Source organism: Oscillibacter sp. GMB15532, assembly GCF_041020825.1.
Taxonomy (GTDB): Bacteria; Bacillota; Clostridia; order Oscillospirales; family Oscillospiraceae; genus Oscillibacter.
This window is the reverse complement of sequence record NZ_JBEVTO010000004.1, coordinates 170,511-189,356: the sequence shown is the minus strand read 5'-3', so window position 1 is coordinate 189,356 and position 18,846 is coordinate 170,511. Positions and strand designations below refer to the sequence as shown.

General features: G+C 56.2%; 18 protein-coding genes. 2 read left to right on the top strand and 16 right to left on the bottom strand.

Features of this window, described 5'->3' with window-relative positions; translation table 11 throughout:
- Positions 1 to 424: 424 nt before the first annotated feature.
- Positions 425 to 970 carry a hypothetical protein gene (locus ABVS15_RS06595; RefSeq protein ID WP_369282946.1) on the top strand — a complete coding sequence of 182 codons (546 nt, stop codon included), beginning with the start codon at positions 425 to 427 and terminating at the stop codon, positions 968 to 970.
- A 165-nt stretch (positions 971 to 1,135) separates the two neighbouring features.
- Here the strand turns inward: ABVS15_RS06595 and ABVS15_RS06590 are convergent, their stop codons facing one another.
- From ABVS15_RS06590 to ABVS15_RS06575, 4 genes are all read right to left on the bottom strand, one after another.
- The gene (locus tag ABVS15_RS06590) at positions 1,136 to 1,879 is read right to left on the bottom strand and encodes a TSUP family transporter (RefSeq protein ID WP_369282945.1); all 744 of its coding nucleotides are present in this window, start codon (positions 1,877 to 1,879) and stop codon (positions 1,136 to 1,138) included.
- Between the two features lie 326 nt (positions 1,880 to 2,205).
- Entirely contained in the window at positions 2,206 to 2,970 is a 765-nt protein-coding gene (locus ABVS15_RS06585; protein WP_369282944.1) for an acyl-CoA dehydratase activase, read from the bottom strand.
- A 16-nt stretch (positions 2,971 to 2,986) separates the two neighbouring features.
- Positions 2,987 to 3,259, bottom strand: coding sequence for a DUF3343 domain-containing protein (locus ABVS15_RS06580; protein WP_369282943.1), 273 nt, complete (start codon positions 3,257 to 3,259; stop codon positions 2,987 to 2,989).
- Complete coding sequence (locus ABVS15_RS06575) at positions 3,259 to 4,530, bottom strand: double-cubane-cluster-containing anaerobic reductase (RefSeq protein ID WP_369282942.1); 1,272 nt, start codon at positions 4,528 to 4,530, stop codon at positions 3,259 to 3,261. Before ABVS15_RS06575 ends, ABVS15_RS06580 begins: the two co-directional genes overlap by 1 nt.
- A 345-nt stretch (positions 4,531 to 4,875) precedes the next feature.
- Here ABVS15_RS06575 and ABVS15_RS06570 point away from each other — a divergent pair, with 345 nt between their 5' ends.
- Positions 4,876 to 5,577 (top strand): heparan-alpha-glucosaminide N-acetyltransferase, encoded by a 702-nt coding sequence (locus ABVS15_RS06570; protein ID WP_369282941.1) that lies wholly within the window; start codon positions 4,876 to 4,878, stop codon positions 5,575 to 5,577.
- Between the two features lie 209 nt (positions 5,578 to 5,786).
- Here ABVS15_RS06570 and ABVS15_RS06565 read toward each other — a convergent pair whose 3' ends face one another.
- The 12 genes from ABVS15_RS06565 to ABVS15_RS06510 form a co-directional block, all read right to left on the bottom strand.
- The gene (locus tag ABVS15_RS06565) at positions 5,787 to 6,554 is read right to left on the bottom strand and encodes a glucose 1-dehydrogenase (RefSeq protein ID WP_369282940.1); all 768 of its coding nucleotides are present in this window, start codon (positions 6,552 to 6,554) and stop codon (positions 5,787 to 5,789) included.
- A 146-nt stretch (positions 6,555 to 6,700) separates the two neighbouring features.
- Positions 6,701 to 7,624, bottom strand: a complete 924-nt coding sequence (locus ABVS15_RS06560) for a LysR family transcriptional regulator (protein ID WP_369282939.1) — start codon at positions 7,622 to 7,624, stop codon at positions 6,701 to 6,703.
- 227 nt (positions 7,625 to 7,851) lie between these two features.
- Positions 7,852 to 8,328, bottom strand: a complete 477-nt coding sequence (locus ABVS15_RS06555) for a TRAP transporter small permease (RefSeq protein ID WP_369283023.1) — start codon at positions 8,326 to 8,328, stop codon at positions 7,852 to 7,854.
- A gap of 48 nt (positions 8,329 to 8,376) precedes the next feature.
- Positions 8,377 to 9,420: a DctP family TRAP transporter solute-binding subunit gene (locus tag ABVS15_RS06550; RefSeq protein WP_369282938.1), complete on the bottom strand. Its 1,044-nt coding sequence runs from the start codon at positions 9,418 to 9,420 to the stop codon at positions 8,377 to 8,379.
- A gap of 18 nt (positions 9,421 to 9,438) precedes the next feature.
- Positions 9,439 to 10,716: a TRAP transporter large permease gene (locus ABVS15_RS06545; protein WP_369282937.1), complete on the bottom strand. Its 1,278-nt coding sequence runs from the start codon at positions 10,714 to 10,716 to the stop codon at positions 9,439 to 9,441.
- 43 nt (positions 10,717 to 10,759) lie between these two features.
- Positions 10,760 to 11,593, bottom strand: a complete 834-nt coding sequence (panB, locus tag ABVS15_RS06540; RefSeq protein WP_369282936.1) for a 3-methyl-2-oxobutanoate hydroxymethyltransferase — start codon at positions 11,591 to 11,593, stop codon at positions 10,760 to 10,762.
- Positions 11,594 to 12,060: 467 nt separating this feature from the next.
- The gene (locus ABVS15_RS06535; RefSeq protein ID WP_369282935.1) at positions 12,061 to 12,924 is read right to left on the bottom strand and encodes a nitroreductase family protein; all 864 of its coding nucleotides are present in this window, start codon (positions 12,922 to 12,924) and stop codon (positions 12,061 to 12,063) included.
- 187 nt (positions 12,925 to 13,111) lie between these two features.
- Positions 13,112 to 13,987, bottom strand: coding sequence for a DMT family transporter (locus ABVS15_RS06530; RefSeq protein WP_369282934.1), 876 nt, complete (start codon positions 13,985 to 13,987; stop codon positions 13,112 to 13,114).
- A 130-nt stretch (positions 13,988 to 14,117) separates the two neighbouring features.
- Positions 14,118 to 15,641 carry a UxaA family hydrolase gene (locus ABVS15_RS06525; protein ID WP_369282933.1) on the bottom strand — a complete coding sequence of 508 codons (1,524 nt, stop codon included), beginning with the start codon at positions 15,639 to 15,641 and terminating at the stop codon, positions 14,118 to 14,120.
- 28 nt (positions 15,642 to 15,669) lie between these two features.
- Positions 15,670 to 16,854, bottom strand: a complete 1,185-nt coding sequence (locus tag ABVS15_RS06520; RefSeq protein WP_369282932.1) for a MalY/PatB family protein — start codon at positions 16,852 to 16,854, stop codon at positions 15,670 to 15,672.
- 42 nt (positions 16,855 to 16,896) lie between these two features.
- Complete coding sequence (locus ABVS15_RS06515; protein WP_369282931.1) at positions 16,897 to 17,859, bottom strand: ABC transporter ATP-binding protein; 963 nt, start codon at positions 17,857 to 17,859, stop codon at positions 16,897 to 16,899.
- Between the two features lies 1 nt (position 17,860).
- Positions 17,861 to 18,835 carry an ABC transporter ATP-binding protein gene (locus tag ABVS15_RS06510; protein WP_369282930.1) on the bottom strand — a complete coding sequence of 325 codons (975 nt, stop codon included), beginning with the start codon at positions 18,833 to 18,835 and terminating at the stop codon, positions 17,861 to 17,863.
- Between the last annotated feature and the right edge of the window lie 11 nt (positions 18,836 to 18,846).

The window sequence follows — 18,846 nt, the reverse complement described above, 5'->3', positions numbered from 1 at the left end:
CAACCATGGTAAATTCGCATATGCTGATATTGGGCAGCACAGACCAGTAAGCGCGAGGTGTGTTTATGAGTGACAAACAGGAGTATATCACAGTGAGATGTCTGTCCCCGCGCACAAAAGGCAATTTTGAGATTGTCGTTCTGGACGTGGAAAATCGAACGGTCTTTCAGGGCAAAACCGCTTGGGACGGGACAGCGGCATTCCATGTGTGCTCTCCCGGCGAACACCGAATACGCGTGCGCGCGAAGGACTGTCTGAGTCCCATGGCCGCCACAAAATGGCTGTTTTTTTACCCCAACAGGTTTTATACCGTATATTTCCTGTTTAACCTCTTCCTTTTGAAGCCTGGTTTTACAATGGCCTCTTTTCGTCTGACTGACCAAAACTACGGCGGCCTACCAATTCAAAAAGGAGATATTCAATTATGCCGAGTCCCTATGTAGTCAATATTATTGACGGCGAAGGCTCCAGTAGAATCCTAAACGGGTCTTACGCCGTTACCGCCGATGTGGGCGGGTATGACAACGCCTCTATTAACCCGGACAGCCAAGTCATTTCAGCCGGTACCGACACCTATGATTTTTTGGTTGCAGCCACTGGAACCCTTACGCTCCATGTCACGGAGGAAGGCACTGCCGGCGGCACTGCCGTGGTGGGCGCAACCTTCGTCCGGTGTGATTCCGCCGGAACCGCTTATGGTGATCCGGTTGTTTCCGTCGCAGGCGGCAACGCCGAATTTCCTTTTGTTCCCTTCGCGGCCAGTGGAGCGCCGACAATCTATTATCGGCAGACCCTCTCTGCGGATGACCATGAATTTGACGACACGCTGAAGAGCCTGACCATGACCGCCTCCACGGAGACCGTGGAAGTAGCCAACCCGCTGGCGGCTTTGAGAACCATTAACCTGACGGACGCCAACTACGCCGGCCTGCCGATTGAAACCGGCGACCTGACCTTCACAGCGAACTAATCTCATTTTGACGCGTAGACCGGGACTTTAGAATATTTTTGTGCCACCCCGCCTTTTGGCGGGGTGGCTTTCTTTTTAATAGAAGTCCAGCTGGCCATCCCGGCCACTGCAAAAGCACACCTTCCGGGCGATGCCCCATATCGCGGCGGACGCCTTTCAGATCTGTCAGACCCTGATAAAATTGGAGACGATGGTCCATACCCCCATGCACATGATGAATATAAAGACCCAGGATTTGACCCGCGCCAAATTCGCCCGTTGATAGAGGCCCACGCGCCCCAGCCACAGCCCCAGCAGCAGGCCCCCCGCAGCCACCAGCGACCAGACAAGCACCTGCCCCGTCACCTGCCCATTGACGGCGCGAACGCCCACGGAGTAAAGATTGGTAGTCAGGAAAAAAAACTGAAGGGTTCCCACATAGGCTTCCTTGCTCTCCAGTGTGCTCAGGCAATAAAGTGCCGCCGGGGGCGCGCTGACGGAGAACAGCCCGCCGAACAGGCCCGCCAGCGCCCCCGTGACAATTCCCGCTTTTGGGGTGGCGGAGATGCGGGTTTTGTCGGCGGTGAGCAGATAGTAAAGCCCCACCAGCACCAGAAACAGTCCGAAAATGACGCTTAAAACCAGCTTTGACGCCCCCGCCGACCACACGGCGGCAAAGGGCATCACCACAAAATACGCCACAATCAGCCACAATACATGCTTTGGCCGCGCATCCTTGCGGTATTGGAAAAACATGGTGGAAGACGCCACCAGAGACAGCACCGCGCAAACCGTGGAGGACACGGGAATGCTGGGCAGAAACAGCGGAAAAAACGCCATTACCACCGCCGCATACCCAAACCCGATGGCCGCCTGCAAAAAACCGCCGGCAAAGGAAGCCAGCACCAGCCAGAGAAACATGAGCTCCATAGAAAGCCCTCCTTGGCCGGCGGGTTGCCGGTAGAATGTGCCGGTAATCATGACGATATGTCTCTTACGATAAGACAGCAGGTGAATGGGATTATTGTAGCTGACATTCAGGCAAAAAGCAACGGTTCTCTCTCGGATTTTCCACGCGAGGCGGAGAAAACAACGAGGATTCTTTCAGCCCCTCAGCCGCGGGGGGCACATGCTTTTCCCTGACGCTACTTGCAAATTTGAGTCTTCCCCGGTAGCTTACGCCCCGGCCCGCCCTTCCGCGGCGTAATTACAAAACACCATGCCCCTTTTTCAGGGGCATGGCGTTTTGAGAACTTTTAGGAAAGGACTTCCCTTTGTGCCAGCAGCGCCGCGCCATAGGCCCCGGCGAACCGGCCCTCGGGAAGGCAGTGGACGGTGTGGCGCAGCTTCTTTCCAAGGGTTTCGGCAAAAAAAGACAGATGGCTCAGTCCGCCGGTCAACAAAACCGTTTCTTCCAGCGGCAGCCGCTCGGCAAGCTGGGCCACCTTTTCCGCCACGCTGTCCACAATTCCCGCGGCAATGTCCTCCCGGGGATGGCCCGCGCCGATGTAGCCGATAATTTCCGACTCTGCAAACACCGTGCACAAAGAGCTGATGGGCAGCACCTTCCCCCGCTCCGCCAAAGCAAACAGCGCGTCGATTTCGCACTCCAGACGATTCGCCATGACCTCCACGAATTTTCCCGTCCCGGCGGAGCATTTGTCGTTCATCAGAAAATCGTCCGCCGCGCCGTCGCGGATATGGATGGCCTTGGTGTCCTGCCCGCCCACATCGATCACCGTGCAGGTGGGAAACTGGGCGGCGCAGCCGGCGGCAAAGCAGGTGATCTCCGTAATCTGCTTTGCCGCGTAGTCCACCGCCCGGCGGCCATATCCGGTGGAGACGACCGCAGCCTCCTCCACCCGCACGCCCAGCGCCAGCAGGCGGCGGGCAATCTCCTTCGCCGTCTCCGGGCTGCTCCACCCGGTGGGGAGCACAAAGTGCGTCTCTCCCGGGCCCAGCACCGCCACCTTGGCGGCGGTGGAGCCGATGTCGATTCCCACGCAGGTTTTCTCATTCATTCTTGCTTCTCCCAATTCAACAGTAGCGGTCACGGTGTGGGTTGATCTGCCGGGGCAGGGCAACAATCCGGTCGATCTGAGCCTCCGACTCCGGAATGCAGCGCTCCAGCTCCGCGATATCCTCTGCCCGCACCAGCAGGGATATCCCACAGCAGGCGCTGGCCAGCCGGGGGGTGGGGGAAATCCGAACCGGAATCCCCCGCCCCCGGGCGTATTGATAGAGCTTCAGCCCCTCGGTGTGATTTGGAAAGAGCACATAGTAATCCTGCTCCTCCCCATGTCCGTCCATTATTTCAGCATCTCCACGAATGCGCCGATGCGAGTGCGAAGCTGCTCCGCGTCCGTATCGGTATAGTCGGTTTCAAGGCCCAGCACGGGGATCCCCCGCTCCTTCATGGCCCGCTCCACGTCCCGGCCCTCAGTGTCGTACAGGGTGCAGAATTTCAGGTTTGCGTCAATCACGCCGTCCACATGATAGGCCTCGGCAAGGCGCAGAATATCGTCAATGCGGCCCGTGTTGGGTGTAAAGCAGGCGCAGTTGTTTTTCATGTACCGGTCTGCCAGATTGTGAATCTGCTCGTCCAGCGTGGTTCCGCCTTCATCCACAAGATTCTCAAAATACCGGGTGCCGGTGCAGTTTTCCTCGCACACCACCGCCGCGCCGGAGGTTTCAATGATGTGGTGCAGCTTCCAGTTAGGAATTGCCATGGGCGTGCCCGTGACAAGAATCCGCTTGGTTCCCTTGGGGAATACGCCCATGCCGCCTTTGATGCGCTGCTCCAGCTCGTCGGCCAGCTTATTGGCCATCTCAGCGCAGCGGACGGGGTCGTCGTAAAACGCAATCTGCATCATCAGCAGTGCGTCCTTGCCGCTGATGGGAGTGGGGTCGGCCTTGCGGCACTCAAACACCCGGGCAAGGGCCTTGCGCTTATTGTTCAGCATTTTAATGGAAGCCGCCAGCTTTTCGGGGGTAACGGTGTTGCCGGTGAACTCCTCCACGGTATGTAAAAAGGTGCGGATTTCGTCCTCCCACTTCCGATAGTCCTGCTCCCGTTTCATCTGGGGCATGTCCATCACATGAATGGGGACCTCTTCCTTCAGAATTTCCCACGCCTTCTTCTTTCCGTCGCAGGTCGTCTCACCCACGTACATGTCCGCAATGCGGAAGAAGGGGCAGGTTTTGCCAACCCGTGCGCCCACGGAGGCCTTAATGAGGGGACACATATTCTTGGGCAGAACCTTCTCCCCCGCGCCCACCCAGAATTGGGAGCCGCCGCACAGGCCGGTGGCGATGGCGTCGGCTGCAAACACCACCTCGTCGGGCACGAAGATGCAGAAGGTACCCAGCACCTTGCCGCCCTTTTTCTGGTGCTCAATCAGCTCGGCGGGCCGAACGCCGTGAATCTCAGACACCACAAAGTCGTAAAACGCCATGCCCTCCGGACGGTTTTCCTGAGAGAGATAGGTGTCGCCAAACGCCGCGGGAAGCACCTCGCAAAGTTGGTCGTGCGTCTCTAAATCCATCCCCAAGCTCTTCCACATCTCACGATAATCTGCCATGACAATCCCCTCTTTTTCCTAAAATTACCCGACTCTATGTGCAGCTTGCCCATAGAGCCGGGCGCCATGGGGCCATTATATCATCAAAATTTCATAAGCATCATTTTGTTTCGCAATACAGGGCCTGTACTATTGGAATTATCAATAATAATGCAGCCGCCTTTTCCTTCTTATAAATAAATCAACAAACCGCGTCCCCTGATAATAAACAGTATTGACGTTTTGGCCTGTGATGGCCTAAAATAAAGAAAACCATCGGCACGGAAAACGCGCGGGCAGCCGCGCCGCGACCGGGAAAGACGGCCGAAGGCACAATTGCCGGGCCCTTTCCTCATAAAGGAGAACATGAACAAAAGACAACAACAAACCAAGCGCATCTGGGAAGTGGATTTTTTACGGGGCGTGGCTTTGCTTGCCATGGTGTACTACCACATCGTCTATGACCTTCGGGAATTTTACGGTGTTCCCATCAGTTATTCCGACGGTGTGAATTTTTACGTAGGGAGAGGCTCCGCCCTGCTGTTCATGCTGCTGGCGGGACTTAGCTGCACTTTGACCGATAGGAGCGCAAAGCGCGGGCTGAAAGTTTTGGGTCTGGGACTGGTCATCACCGCCGTCACGGCGCTTTACGACCCCAGCCACGCCGTCACCTTCGGCATTCTGCACTTTCTGGGAACCAGTATGCTTCTGTATCCGCTGGTTTCCCGGCTGGGGCCGGCTTTTCTGGCGCTTCTTGGAACCGTGATTTTCTTTCTGGGCCGCCTGACGGCGCAGGCCCAGGTATCGGTGGGCTTTCTGTTTCCTCTGGGGCTGCGGGGCGAGGGGTTTATCTCCTCTGACTACTATCCCCTGCTCCCGTGGTTCGGCGTGTTTTTGTGCGGCGCCGCACTGGGAAAGCTGCTGTACACGGAAAAGCGCAGTCTGCTGAATGCGTCCCCGCCGGACACGCTGCTCAACAGGCTGGGCAGACACACGCTCCCGATTTATCTGATTCATCAGCCCATGATTATGCTGGTGCTCTTTCTGCTTTCACGCCTGACGGGGTGAGAGTCTGGTCCTCCACGCAAAAAAAGCGTCGTGATGTACCGGCGCAAGTGTTTTAACTTGCTTTCAAACGCTGACAAAAGCGGCTGAATCCTCCGATTCAGCCGCTTTTTTATTTGAGTTTTCGCTGCCATTCGCTCATCCAAAAGCCGGTCCGACTCCGGAGCATTTTTGCAGTTCACGCCAAACCGCCGCAATCCGCAGATTGGACCTCAGATGGTGGTCCAACCGCCGTCAATGGCCAGATACTGGCCGGTGGTATAGCTGGATGCGTCCGACGCAAAGTAGATCACGGCCCCGTCCAGCTCACCGGGCTTGCCGGGCCTGCCCATGGGGCAATATGCCTGAACAGCCAGCTTGAATGCGTCGGTCATGATGACCTCCTGCGTCATCTCGGTGGGGAAATAGGCGGGTCCGATGGCGTTAACGGTGATGTTGTGCTGGGCCCATTCGTTGGCAAGGGCCTTTGTCAGCATCAGAACCCCGCCTTTAGACGCGCAGTAGGCCGAGATAGGAGAGCCCGCCATCGCCACCACGGAATGAATGGAACCAAGGTTAATAATTTTGCCGTAATTCTGCTCAATCATCACCTTGCCCACCTCGCGGGCCACATAATACACCGCGTCCAGATTGATCCGGGTGGTGGAGAGCCACTCTTCATCGGTCTGCGTGGCGGCGGGAATCCCCTTGCCCACGCCCGCGTTGTTCACCAGAATATCAATTCTGCCGAATTCTTTTTTCACCGCATCGACCATGGCGGCAATCTGCTTGGAATCCGTCACATCGCAGGGAACCGCAAAGCAGCGCACGCCCATAGCTTCGATTTCCTGTTTTACCTGCTCCAGCCGGTCCGTCCGGCGGGCGGTAATGGCAATGTCCGCTCCCTGATTTGCCAGCGCCTTTGCGAATTGAACGCCAAGGCCCGAAGAAGCGCCGGTAACCAAGGCCACGCGGCCTTTCAGGTCGAAGTAGTTTGTCATAAGTAAAAACCCCTTTCTTTATTTGTAGGTTGGTAATATTATAAAATGTTTTTTACGTCTAAAAAAGGCTTAATTTGAAAACTTTTATCAAAATCAGTCGAAATTTTTTCGTTGAAAACCCTGACGCAGGAGAATTTTCGGCAGAGTCACCGCCTGCCAGAAACATATTTCCACAGAGAGTACCCCGACGGAGAAAGCGGCGTATCGGCCAGATAGCTCATGGTCAGGTACCACCGCAGGTCATGCCCCTCTATTTTGACAAACGTAATCTCGTCGATGCTCTTCATTCCGGCAATCGAAAAGTCTGCCAGCAGGGAAATTCCGTTGTTCTCCGGCTCCAGAAGGCAGTCGCCGATGGAGCTCAGAGCCGGAAGCTCCAGAATCTTTTTGGGCGACAGCCCAATTTCCTTCAGATGGTTCCAGATGACCGAATTGATAAAATACGTTTTCGGCGGAATGAGAAACAGCATTTCCGCCATTCTGGGGAAATCGGCCTTTGTCAAAAGCAGCGGATGCTCCCGGGTCCCCGTCCGCCCACGGACCAGACTGCTGTTCCGGTTGCACGCGAGAAATAACCGCTCCTCCTGAATGATAAAGCTGATCAGCCGCGCATCCTCCGGCACCTGCGTGTGGAAAAAGGCCACGTCCACTTCGCCCCTGAATAGTTCTTCCCTGACAGACAGGCTGGTGCCGTCTCGAATCGTCAGCTGCTTTTCGGAATTTGCGTGCAGAAAGCCCTGCACAAATTTGCGGAACAGCATGGGCGTAAGCTGTGTGGGAATGCCGATGGAAAGCGTCTTTTCCGTTGCCTTTTTACGAGCCTGAAGACGATTTTCAAACCGCCTTTCCACTTCCGTAACCTCCCGCACGTATTCCAGATACAGCTTTCCCTCCTCAGTCAGGCGAAGGGGCGTGCATGTCCTGTCCAGCAGCTTTACCCCCAACCCCTCTTCAAGGCGGTTTAAATACTGGGACAGGGACGGCTGAGAAACGTGAAGCGCCTGCGCCGCTTTTGAAATATTCTGAATTTCGGCAATGGCAATAAAATAGGACATTCTTCTGGAAGACATGCTCTCCCCCCTTTTCGACTTTGTGCAGCAGGTATAAAGTCTCCGTTGTATCTTTATTACGTCACCATTATACCACAGTAGCGTGAAAAAATGGAATGTCTCCCGAAAATATTGTCGAAATTACTTCCCTCTGTGGGCCCGCGCAGCCCTGCCAACAAAGGGGCATGGAGATTTCTTTCTCTCCATGCCCCTTTGTTGTGTCATTCATTCCATTTTTTCAGGGTTGCTTAATCCGCCGCCTCCAGCTCTCCCTTTTCAAAAACTAGCTTGGATGCGGAAATGATGGTCATCAGGATCATGCCGATGGCACACCCAAGCGGAGAAACCCACGCCGGAGTGGCGCTGGTAGTGCTGGTCTGCCCCACAAGGCCAAGGGTCATCTGCACCATCTGGAAGCTGAACGCCCCAAAGCACACCGTTTCAATCAGTCTCTGGACTTTCACCACGATCCGGTAGGCGCGGACGCGGCCCTTTTTCTTCAGGGAGTCGTCCACCAGTTCCAGCCGCATCAATCCTCCCTCGGCACACATCATGGCAGAGCCGATGAAATAGACGTAGACGCACAGCGTCCTCAAAAATTCATCGGACCAGCTCAAGGAGAGCTTGAAGCAATACCGGAGCACCACGCTGACGGTCATAATGATAATGCCAACCAGGCCCGCCAAGCCCAGAAATCCGTCGATACCGCTTTTCAGTTTGCGCATTTCTTTCAAGTTAATCTACTCCTTTATCCTCGCCGCCGCCTTGGCGTATCAGCGAATGGACGCCAGATAATCCTGCGTCGTTTTCAGAGCGGTGTCATTCCCCAGCCGGGTGGTAAACAGCTCGTACACAGGGCCCACCAGCGCAGCAAAGGAGGCGCGGTCAGGCTCGTAGTTGATCTCCACACCGTTGTCCTCCAGAAGCTTCAGGTTCACCTTTTCACTGTCCGCGTTCAGCTGGCGCTCCACATCGCGGGACTCCTCGGCGGCCTTTTGCACGGCGTCCTGCTGATCGGCGCTCAGCTTATCCCAGATGCCCTGATTGATAAAGAAGGGCATGGCTGTGTAGGAGTGATACGTCATGGAGAGGTAATCCTGCACCTCGTACATCTTCTGCGAGGCAATCGAGGACAGTGCGTTCTCCTGTGCGTCAACGGTCCCCTGCTGCAAAGCGGTGAACACCTCGCCCATGTCCAGCGCCATGGGGATGGCCCCAAAGGCCTCCCAGGTGGCGGTCTGCGTCTCGGAAACCACAGTTCTGATCTTCAGGCCTTTCATATCTGCCGGGGTGTTGATGGGTGCGCGGCTGTTGGTCACATGCCGCATGCCGGACTCCCAATAGCACAAAAGCTTGATGCCGGTCCCGTCAAACTTGTCCTTGAGCAAATCGCCGGGCGCATTGTCCAGCGCATCGTGGACCTCGTCATAGGTGTCGAACAGGAAGGGCAGCTCAAACACCTGAATGTCCGGCACAATGCCGGAGAAATAGGATGTCCCGGTGGACACGATGTCGATGGTCCCCTGCTTGCAGGCGTCCACGCAGGAGGCCACGGAGCCCAGCTCCGTATTAAAATAGCAGTCCACCGTCACCGTACCGCCGGAGTATTCGGAGCACAGCTCCGCAAATTTCTTCAGCGCCTCGCCGGAGGGGCTGTCCTCTGTCAATCCGGCCACAATGGCCGTCAGGGTCATAGGCTTGTCCGCGGAGGCCGCCTCCCCGCCGGAGCCACCTCCCGTGGAATTTCCGCCGCCCTGAGCGCCGCAGCCGCTGAGAATCATCGTCATTGCAAGGAACAAAGCCGCAAGTTTTTTCATGTCTGTTTCTTCCTTTCTTTATTTTAATAGCGTTGGCAAGTATGTTACAATTCCGGGAATAAACATCACCAGCAGCATTCCGATGACGGTCACAGTGATAAAGGGGATAATCTTTTTAATGACCATATGCACCGGCCGGTTTCCAAGCTGAGCCCCCATGAAGAGGTTGAGTCCCATAGGCGGTGTAATCAGGCCGATACAGGTCCCCGTCACCATCAGCCCGCCCAGATGCACCAGCGAGACGTCGTACTGCACGGCCACGGGCACCAGAATCGGCGTGAGGATCGTGACAATGGGAATCGAGTCGATGAAGCAGCCGGCAATGAGAATAATCACGGCGGCAGCCAGCAGGAACAGGTACTTATTGTCCGTCATGTTCAGGAACATGGAGGCCGCCAGCTTCGCAATGTGCTCTCGGGTGATGACCCAGGAGAAGGCTCCGGACGCGCCCACGATGAACATAATGCCCGCCGCGCTCTTGAGGGACTTGGACAGCGCCGTCATCAGCATCCCAAAATCCATTTCCTTGTAGATGAACAATCCCACAATGATGGAATAGAAGCAGGAGACGCCCGCCGCCTCGGTGGGCGTGAAAATGCCGGAGTAGATGCCGCCCAGAATGATGGCGGGGGAAAGCAGCGCCCAGAAGGAATCTTTAAAGCCCAAAAGCACATTTTTAATTTGGAAGGATCCCTCGCCCTTGTAACCGTGCTTGCGGCAGATCAGCACCGCCACAATGGCCACCAGAACGGCCTGAAGCACGCCGGGTCCCACGCCCGCCATCAGCATGGTGCTGACGGACTCGTTGGCAATGGTGGCATAAATCACCATCACGATGCTGGGCGGAATCAGCGGCCCGAAAATACCCGCCGTGCCTTGCAGTGCACAGGCAAAGTCCTTGTCATAGCCCGCCTTGATCATCTCGGGGACCATAATCCCCCCCACGGCGGCACAGGCCGCCACACCGGAGCCGGTCATGGCAGCGAAGAACACGCTGGCCACCACGACCACCAGCGCAAGCCCCCCGGTGAAGTGCCCCACCAAAGACTTGGAGAAGGAGATTACCCGCCGGGAGATTCCCCCGTACTCCATCAAAACGCCCGCCATGACAAAAAATGGGACTGCCAGCAGTGTAAAGGTGTTGACACTGGCATAGATCTGCTGCGCCACGATAATCGGGGAAATGTTGGTAAACAGCAGAACATACAAAAATGCGGAGCCGCCCAGCGCAATCGCAATCGGTGCCCCTAAAAACAACAGAATAAAAAAGCTTGCAAACAGCAATGTCGTGCCCAAGCGATTCCCTCCTAAATCTCTTTATTTACGCGAAGCAATCGCGTCAGTACAGCTTTGGAATCTCGACGCTCTTATTAAAGGAGTATTCCGGAGAGGGAAACTCTCCGTTCAGCGTTTCCTCATGGAAGCGGTTCAGTCCGGCCACCATCTCCTGGCGAATTCCGGCAAAATGCTTGACAAATTTGGGCTTAAAGCCGTTGTACATTCCCAGAAGGTCCTGCGTCACCAGCACCTGGCAGTCCACATAGGGACCCGCACCGATTCCCAGCAGAGGAACGGAAACCGCCTCGCCCACGGCCTTGGACACCATGCTGGGCATACACTCCAAGACAATTGCCACAACACCGGCTTCTTCCAGTGCCTTGGCGTCCCGAATCAGTTGGGCCGCTCCCTCCGGCGTTCCGCCCTGTACCTTGAATCCGCCCACGGAGGTGGCCGTCTGAGGGGTCAGCCCGATGTGCCCCACCACGGAAATGCCCGCGTCCACAATGCGGCGAATGGTGGGGGCCACGGTTTCGCCGCCCTCCAGCTTTACGCAGTCGCAGCCGGTTTCCATCAAAATCCGGTTGGCGCTGGAAATCGCCTGCTCGGCGTTGATGTTGTAGGAGCCGAAGGGCATGTCCCCTATGACCATGGTATCCGGCGCACCCAGCACCACCGGCTTGATAAAGCCAATCATCTCATCCAGCGTAATGCCCACGGTGGTACTGCGTCCCAGCATGACCATAGCCGCGGAGTCTCCCACCAGAATAATTTCCGTGTCGCTCTCGTTGACAATGGAGGCCGTTGTGTAGTCGTATGCCGTGACAAAGGTGTATTTCTTTCCCTCTTCCTTATACTTTTTAAAATCGGGAATTTTCATTTTGACCTTTTCCATATTTCACTCCCCCTTACAGTTCGCCGAACCCTCGGATTCTCAATTGCTCTGCGACGCGCCACAGTCCCGGCGCACCGGGTAAAACCGTGGATTATACCGATTTAACTTGGTAATATAATATATGTAAAGGGAATACATTTAAAATACTATTTTTGTTCTGAATTATAATGTTTTAGTTATAATTCCGCTTTTTTTGCCCTTTGCCGCAATTCCTTGTCCGCCCGGGCTTTCCGGCATCATGGCTGGCGGGAATTTGCCACCGATTACGCCGTCAGATTCCCGCTTTGAGAGCCTGGCGGCTGTTTAAAACCGAAGCTCTGTTTTGTTCAAGTTCACCGCTTTGCCATCTAGGAAAGCGCCCTCCCCAAAACTACTGCTGTGGGAGAAAGCGGGGCCGTCCTCTCCTATAAAAAACGACCGGTCCCTGCAAGCATCGGCGCTTGCAGGGACCGGTCAAAAGCATTTGATTACAGCTTACAGGAGGCAACGGCTCTGTACCCGGAGGGCAGGCCCAAATCCTTGTCATAGGCACCCAGGGTCCAGGTACGCTTTCCCAGCGTCTGCTCTGCCACAGCGGCAAAATGCAGCATCACGATTCCAAGATTGAGCTTCTGCTCGTTTTCATCCGTATAGGCGTCGTCCTTGGAAATCAGGACCACTTTGCCACCGTCCAGAACAAACCCGTAGGGCTGACGGTTGAGGTAGCTGGGCGCAAGGCTGGCAGCGTAAAGCGCCTGCCAGAGGGGATGGTCCATATCGCCGATCTCCTCATCCACCCCGTCTTTGTTTCCCCACTTGCCGGAAAACACCAGACTTTCAATCCCCAGACGGGGGGAATAGAACTCCCGCTTTACAGCGTCGACCTTAGAGATGTTCTGAATGTTGAGGAAAAGCCGCTTGGCGGCCTTTTTCTCAACGCCGAAGGCGGCAAGCGCCACCACGCGCCTGCCAGATTCAATTCCCAGCGCTTTCTTAACGGCCTCTCCATCCTTAAAGGTGAGCCAGCAGGTGCCCAAATTCAGCTCCGTCATGTGCAGAATAAGGTCCTCGGCAATAAAGCCGGCGTTTTCTGCCATATGCTCCGCTTCGTCAGACAAAATCGCAAAATAGCCGGCGTTTCCGATCATAAACTCATTGTAGCCCGCCGCGCCCTTCAGCTTTTCCCGAGAGTCGGCACCGAGCAGGTGAAGCTCCGTACCAATGGAGGGAACCAGCCTTCCGCATTCACCGTCATAATACCGCTTTATCTCCGCCAGCGTGGTATCGGGAACCTTCGTATCCTGAAATTCCCGCACGGATTTGCGGTTTTGAATCATTGCGCTGTAATCCATAGTTCGATTCCTCCTGTCAAATTTTCGGCCTGCTCTTTCCGGACAATTTCAGGCGTATTTTCTTCCTCCAGTATTCACTGATTTTTGGGAAAAGTCAACCGTTAAAATCAATCAATCTGCAAAAATGCATATCCGAATCTCCACAGTCCGAAAAAGCAGGCAGCTCCTGTCCTTACCCCAAGGAAATTCAGTCCTTCCCTCCGCCGTCCTGCATCCGATGATACCGGAACACCCAGAAAATTGCTCCAAAAATAATGATCCCGCCTAGGATGGAGCGTCCCTCCAGCGTCTCCCCAAAGGCTCCAAAGCTGAAAAGCGCCGTAAACACAACGCCGGAATACTGGTAAATGCTTACCTCGGACGCCGGGGCCATCTGATAGGCATACGTTAGAAAAATCTGCCCCGCAGCCGCAAACAGGCCGATCATCAGCAGCAGCCCCAGCGTTTTAAGCGAGGGCATTTTAAAGGACGGGATCATCAGGAATCCGGCGGCAGCGGTGCTGAAGGCAGAAAAATGCAGAATGATGACCGACGGGCTGACGGAGCCCTTGCAATAGGCCAGCAGCGTATAGGCCACGCCCGCTGCCACGGCCGCCAAAAGGGCGCACAGCAACGGCACAAAATCACTGTTTTCAAAGGAGGGATTCATGGCGATATACGCACCCAACAGGCACAAGCTCACTGAGGCCACCTTCACACCGGTGATCTTTTCCTTTAAAAAAACACCGGCCAGCAGCGTGACAAACACCGGCGAGGCGCGGTTGAGCATGGCCACGCTGGTCTGGGGCGCGTTTCCGGCAGCATAAAAAAACAAAACGATGCCTAAAAATCCAAAAAAAGAGCGACCCCAGAGCGCGGGCTTTCCCCGCATCTCCCGCAGCGGATGGGCCCCTGCCCTTTTCACCATAAACAGCGCCACAAACAGGCTGACAAAGTTCCTGAAAAAGGTCTGCTCAAACGTCCCCACACTGTCGGCGGTCAGCTTTACAAACACCTGCATACAGGAAAATGCACAGGAGGAAAGCAACATCAGCGCCACCGCCCGCGTCTTTTTTGACTTCATGAGGCCTCACCAGTCCTTCCAAATCACATTCCCGCTTCTTTTCTCAGCCGAAAAGCAGAGGTGGGCGGGATGCCCCGCGGCAAGCAGATATAAAAAAGAAAGGGCCGCCGGGGCGGCCCCTCCCTTTTTCTCAATAGTCGCCGTTGTAGCTGGTGCCGTGGGGAGTGGTCCAGCTGTAATCGCCCAGCAGCTCGGCCTTGGTGGGCTCGCCCTCGGCCACACGGAGCATCAGCTCATACAGCTCTTTCCCGCTCTCCTGCAACGACTTTTCTCCATAGAGCATGGGCTTTGTGGAATAGTCGATCATGTCGGAAAGCATCTCCGCGGTGCGGGGATTGCCGGTAATCTTGATGGTGGTCATGCAGGCGTTGCCAATGGGGTTGCCCCGCCCGGTGGTAAACAGACAAATGTGGCACCCGCTCATGGCCAGCGTGGTGGTGGCGTAAGCGTCGTTGGCGCCCTGGGCCTGATTGATGCCCCACATACCAGGCTGGGGGGGCCGCTGTCCGCAGTCCAGAATGCCCAGCATCCGTCCGTGACCCTTGGTCTTAAAGCTGCCCAGATTCTTCTCCGTCATGGTGGTCAGGCCCCCGGCCTTGTTGCCGGGCGTGGGATTTACCTGAGAGAGGCCCTTGCCGCCTCTGCGGGCACAGTCCTCGTTAAAGAAGTCGCCAATTTCCATCAGGCGCATTCCCACCTCATAGGAACCTGCGTCCGTGGGATAGCCACCCCGCCCGCAAATTTCCACGTTGGTGCCTCCGATGGCGGTGTGGCGGTCGATGGCGTCTCCGGCAACAGGGTTTGCGGACAGTCCGCTGGTCCAGTCGGAGCCGCCGTTGTAGCCGCTGATGATCAGGCCGCTGAGGGGACAGGGCTCCCGCTTCTGATCGGCGGCCTGCGCCTTCAGCTCGTTCACGGCCTTAATGCCCTCCTTGATGGCATTGGTGGCGCCGCCGTCGGCCTGCATGCTGATACTCACCACAGGACGGCCGGTCGCGCGGATTACACCGGCCACATCCTCGGGGTCAGTCTGCTGGCAGCCAAGGGACAACAGCACCACGCCAAAGGTGTTGGGGTGGATACCGGTGGTAATAAAGCCGTCCCGGGTGCGGGCAAAGCGATCGGGAAACTCGCCGCAGGCAGCGTCCACATAGGTGGCAGGCACGTCGCAGGCGGCGGCAATGCGCTGCGCGGCGTTGTTGGAGCACTGCACCAGAGAAATCACCACCACATGGTTGCGGATGCCGAAGGTGCCGTCCTCCCGCTTGTAGCCCATGATCGTCTCGGGCAGGTTCAGCTCCTCCCTGCGGTACAGCACAGGCGCGGTGTAATCCAGCGCATCCGGCGCCATGGAGCGGTAATAAGCCCGCCGCTCCCGGTTGATCTCTTCAAAGTCGTCATATACGTTGTGCTCATGTACCCAGTCGCCTTTTTTGATATCCACCGTGGCAACGCCGATATGCACGCCGTACTTGATAATCTCCGCGTCTTTTTCAATATCGCAGCGGGCAATTTTGTGCCCTTCCTTGATGAACTCCCCCGCAGCAAGCTCCTCGCTGCCCGCAAGGGTCGTCTCCCCCTGCTCAATCGGCTCGACGGCAACAGCAACATTGTCCTCCGGCTCGATCAGCATAGATCTTTTGTAGTCGCTCATGTTTCAAACTCCTATAATAAATACAAATTTACAAAAATTCGGAGGCAATCTGCCCCATGATTTTTTCCATCAGCATCCGGGGCGCAGCCAGATTCAGCCGCTCAAAGCCGCTGCCCTCAGGGCCGAAAATATACCCCTCGTCCAGTGCCACCTTGGCCTTATGAATCATCCGCTCCTCCAGCCTTTTGGGATCGGGCTCCAGCTTTCGGAAATCCAGCCAGACGAGATAGGTCCCCTCCAGCGGCAGCACCTCCACCCGACCCTGCCAGGTCTTTTCGGCAAACGCCTTTACATACAGGTAATTCCCATAAATATAGTCAAGACAGGCCGCAAGCCACTCCTCGCCAAAGTCCCATGCGGCTTTGGCAGCCACCGGGGCGAAAAAAGTGGGGTGCGCCGCGCCGCAGTAACGGTGGAAAACCGCGTCAAATTTCTCCCGCCGCGCCGCGTTTGCAATCATGACGCAGGAGAACGCCAGCCCCGCCAGATTAAACGTCTTGGTGGGCGCGTGGCAAACGGCGCAATTGTCCGCAATTTCCTCTCCCAGCGACGCGAAAACCACATGGCTGTGGCCCGGATAAATTAAATCGCTGTGAATCTCGTCGGCAATTACGAAGACCCCGTGCCGCTTGCAGATGTCGCCCAGCCGACGCAGCTCTTCTTCCGTGAACACCCGGCCCACGGGATTGTGGGGATTGCTCATCACAAACGCGCGGCATTGGGGAGACGCGGCCTTTTTTTCAAAATCCTCGAAATCAATTTCATACCGCCCGTCCTTCAGGCACAGGGGACTGTTAACCACGGTGCGCTTTTGCTTTTCGATGGACATGGAGAAGGGATAGTACACAGGCCGCTGAATCAGCACCTCGTCTCCCTCCTCGGTCTGGGAGAGCAGCAGCATATTGATGGCCGTCACCACGCCGGGCGTATAGCGGAACCAGTCCGCGGGCGGCTCCCAGCCGTTGCGCCGCTTCTGCCAGTTCAGATAGGACGCAACGGTACGCTCGTCCACCCGGGTATAGCCGTACATCCCGCATTTTGCCGCTTCCATTACCGCCTCCCGGACAGCGGGGGGCGTTTTCAGGTCCATGTCCGCCACCCACGCGGGGGTCACGTCGCTGGTCCCGAACTTTGCATCCAGTTCAGCCGGATCCCACTTCACCTGACTCCAGGGAAGACGGCTTGCCAGCTCGTCAAATTCAAAGTATTCCATGAACGCTCCTTTATGCGCCGCCGGAATCGGCGGCGCGCCGTTTTACAGGCCGTTGATCTCCCGCACAAAGTGGCACTTGACAAAGTGGTCCTTGGAAATTTCCTCCAGCTCCGGCTCGGAGTTGAAGCACTCGGGTTTTGCGTAAATGCACCGGGGCGCGAACCGGCAGGATTTCGTCACATTGATGGGAGAGGTGATTTCGCCCTTGAGAATAATCTGATTGTCGGGCGCGTTGAACTTGGGCAGGGGGATGGCGGAAATCAGCGCCTTGGTATAGGGGTGGTACTGATGGGCAAAAATCTCGGAGGACTTTGCCTTCTCCACCATCTGCCCCAGATACATCACGGTGATGTCGTCGGAAATGTGCTTCACCACAGACAGGTTGTGGGTGATGAACAGATAGGTCAGGTTCCGTTCCTTCTGCAAATCCATCATCAGGTTCAGAATCTGGGCCTGAATGGACACGTCCAGTGCGGACACCGGCTCGTCGCAGACGATGAGCTTGGGGTCCAGAATCAGCGCCCGGGCGGTGCCCACCCGCTGGCGGCGGCCGCCGTCCAGCTCGTGGGGATAGAGATGAAAGGTCCGCTCCGCGAGGCCCACCACGTCCATGGTTTCCCGGACTTTTTTTTGCAGCGCTTCCTTGCTCTCGCACTTCTTGTAAATTTTCAAAGGCTCGCCGATGATGTCCCCCACGGTCATTCTGGGGTTCAGGGAGGCATAGGGGTCCTGAAAAATAATCTGCATGTCCTCCCGCAGTTTTTTCAGCTTGGCCTGGGACACATCGGAGATGTCTTCACCATTGAAGATAATTTTCCCGGCGGTTTTTTCGTGGAGGTGAAGAATCACCCGGCCCAGCGTGGATTTTCCGCAGCCGGACTCGCCCACGATGCCCAGCGTCTCGCCCTCCTGCACGCCAAAGGTCACGCCGTCCACCGCGTGGAGCACACCCTTGCGGGTGTTAAAATGCTTTTTCAGGTTTTCAACTCTTAAAATTTCCGCCATATCATACCTCCGCGCTGCCGAATCGGTTGCAGCGGACACTGTGGGTTTCCGAAATCTTCACAAACGGAATCGGCTCGTTCCGGCACGCGTCCGTGGCCTCCGTGCATCTGGGGTGGAACTTGCAGCCCTTGGGCAGGTTGGCCGGATCAGGTACCGCACCCGGAATCACCTTCAGGCTGGCAGTTTCCTTCTCAATGTCGGGAAGGGAGTCGAACAGGCCCACTGTATAGACATGGCGCTTGTCAGTGTAAATATCCTCCAGTGTGCCGTATTCGATGATTTCACCGGCATACACCACCGCCACCTTGTCGCAGACCTTGGCCACCACGCCCAGATCGTGGGTAATGAGAATCAGCGAGGTGTTATACTCCGCCTGCAGCTTGCGCATCAGCTCCAGCACCTGCGCCTGAATGGTCACGTCCAGCGCGGTGGTGGGCTCGTCGGCAATCAGCAGCTCCGGGCTGCATGCAAGCGCGATGGCGATGACCACCCGCTGCTTCATGCCGCCGGAAAACTGATGAGGATAATCGTCGCACCGGGCAGCGGGGATGCCCACCTGCTCCAGCATTTCCATGGCCCGCTTTCTGGCCTCGGCCTTGGAAATTTTGTTGTGCAGCAGCACCACCTCTGCGATCTGCTCCCCCACGGTCATCACCGGGTTCAATGAGGTCATGGGATCCTGAAAAATCATAGAGATCTTTCCGCCCCGGATGACCCGCATCTGCTTTTCCGGCAGCTTAAGCAGGTCCTGCCCGTCAAAGAAGATGGAGCCGCCCACGATTTCTCCCGGCGGGTCGGGCACAAGGCCCATAATGCCCAGCGCCGTGGTGGTTTTGCCCGCGCCGGTTTCGCCCACAAGGCCAATGCTCTCGCCCCTCTCCAATGTAAAGCTCACATCATTTACCGCGTAAACCGTCTCTTCGTCGGTGACGTAGCGAATTTCCAGATTCTGAACGTCCAGTATTTTTTCAGCCATTGTCCGTCCCT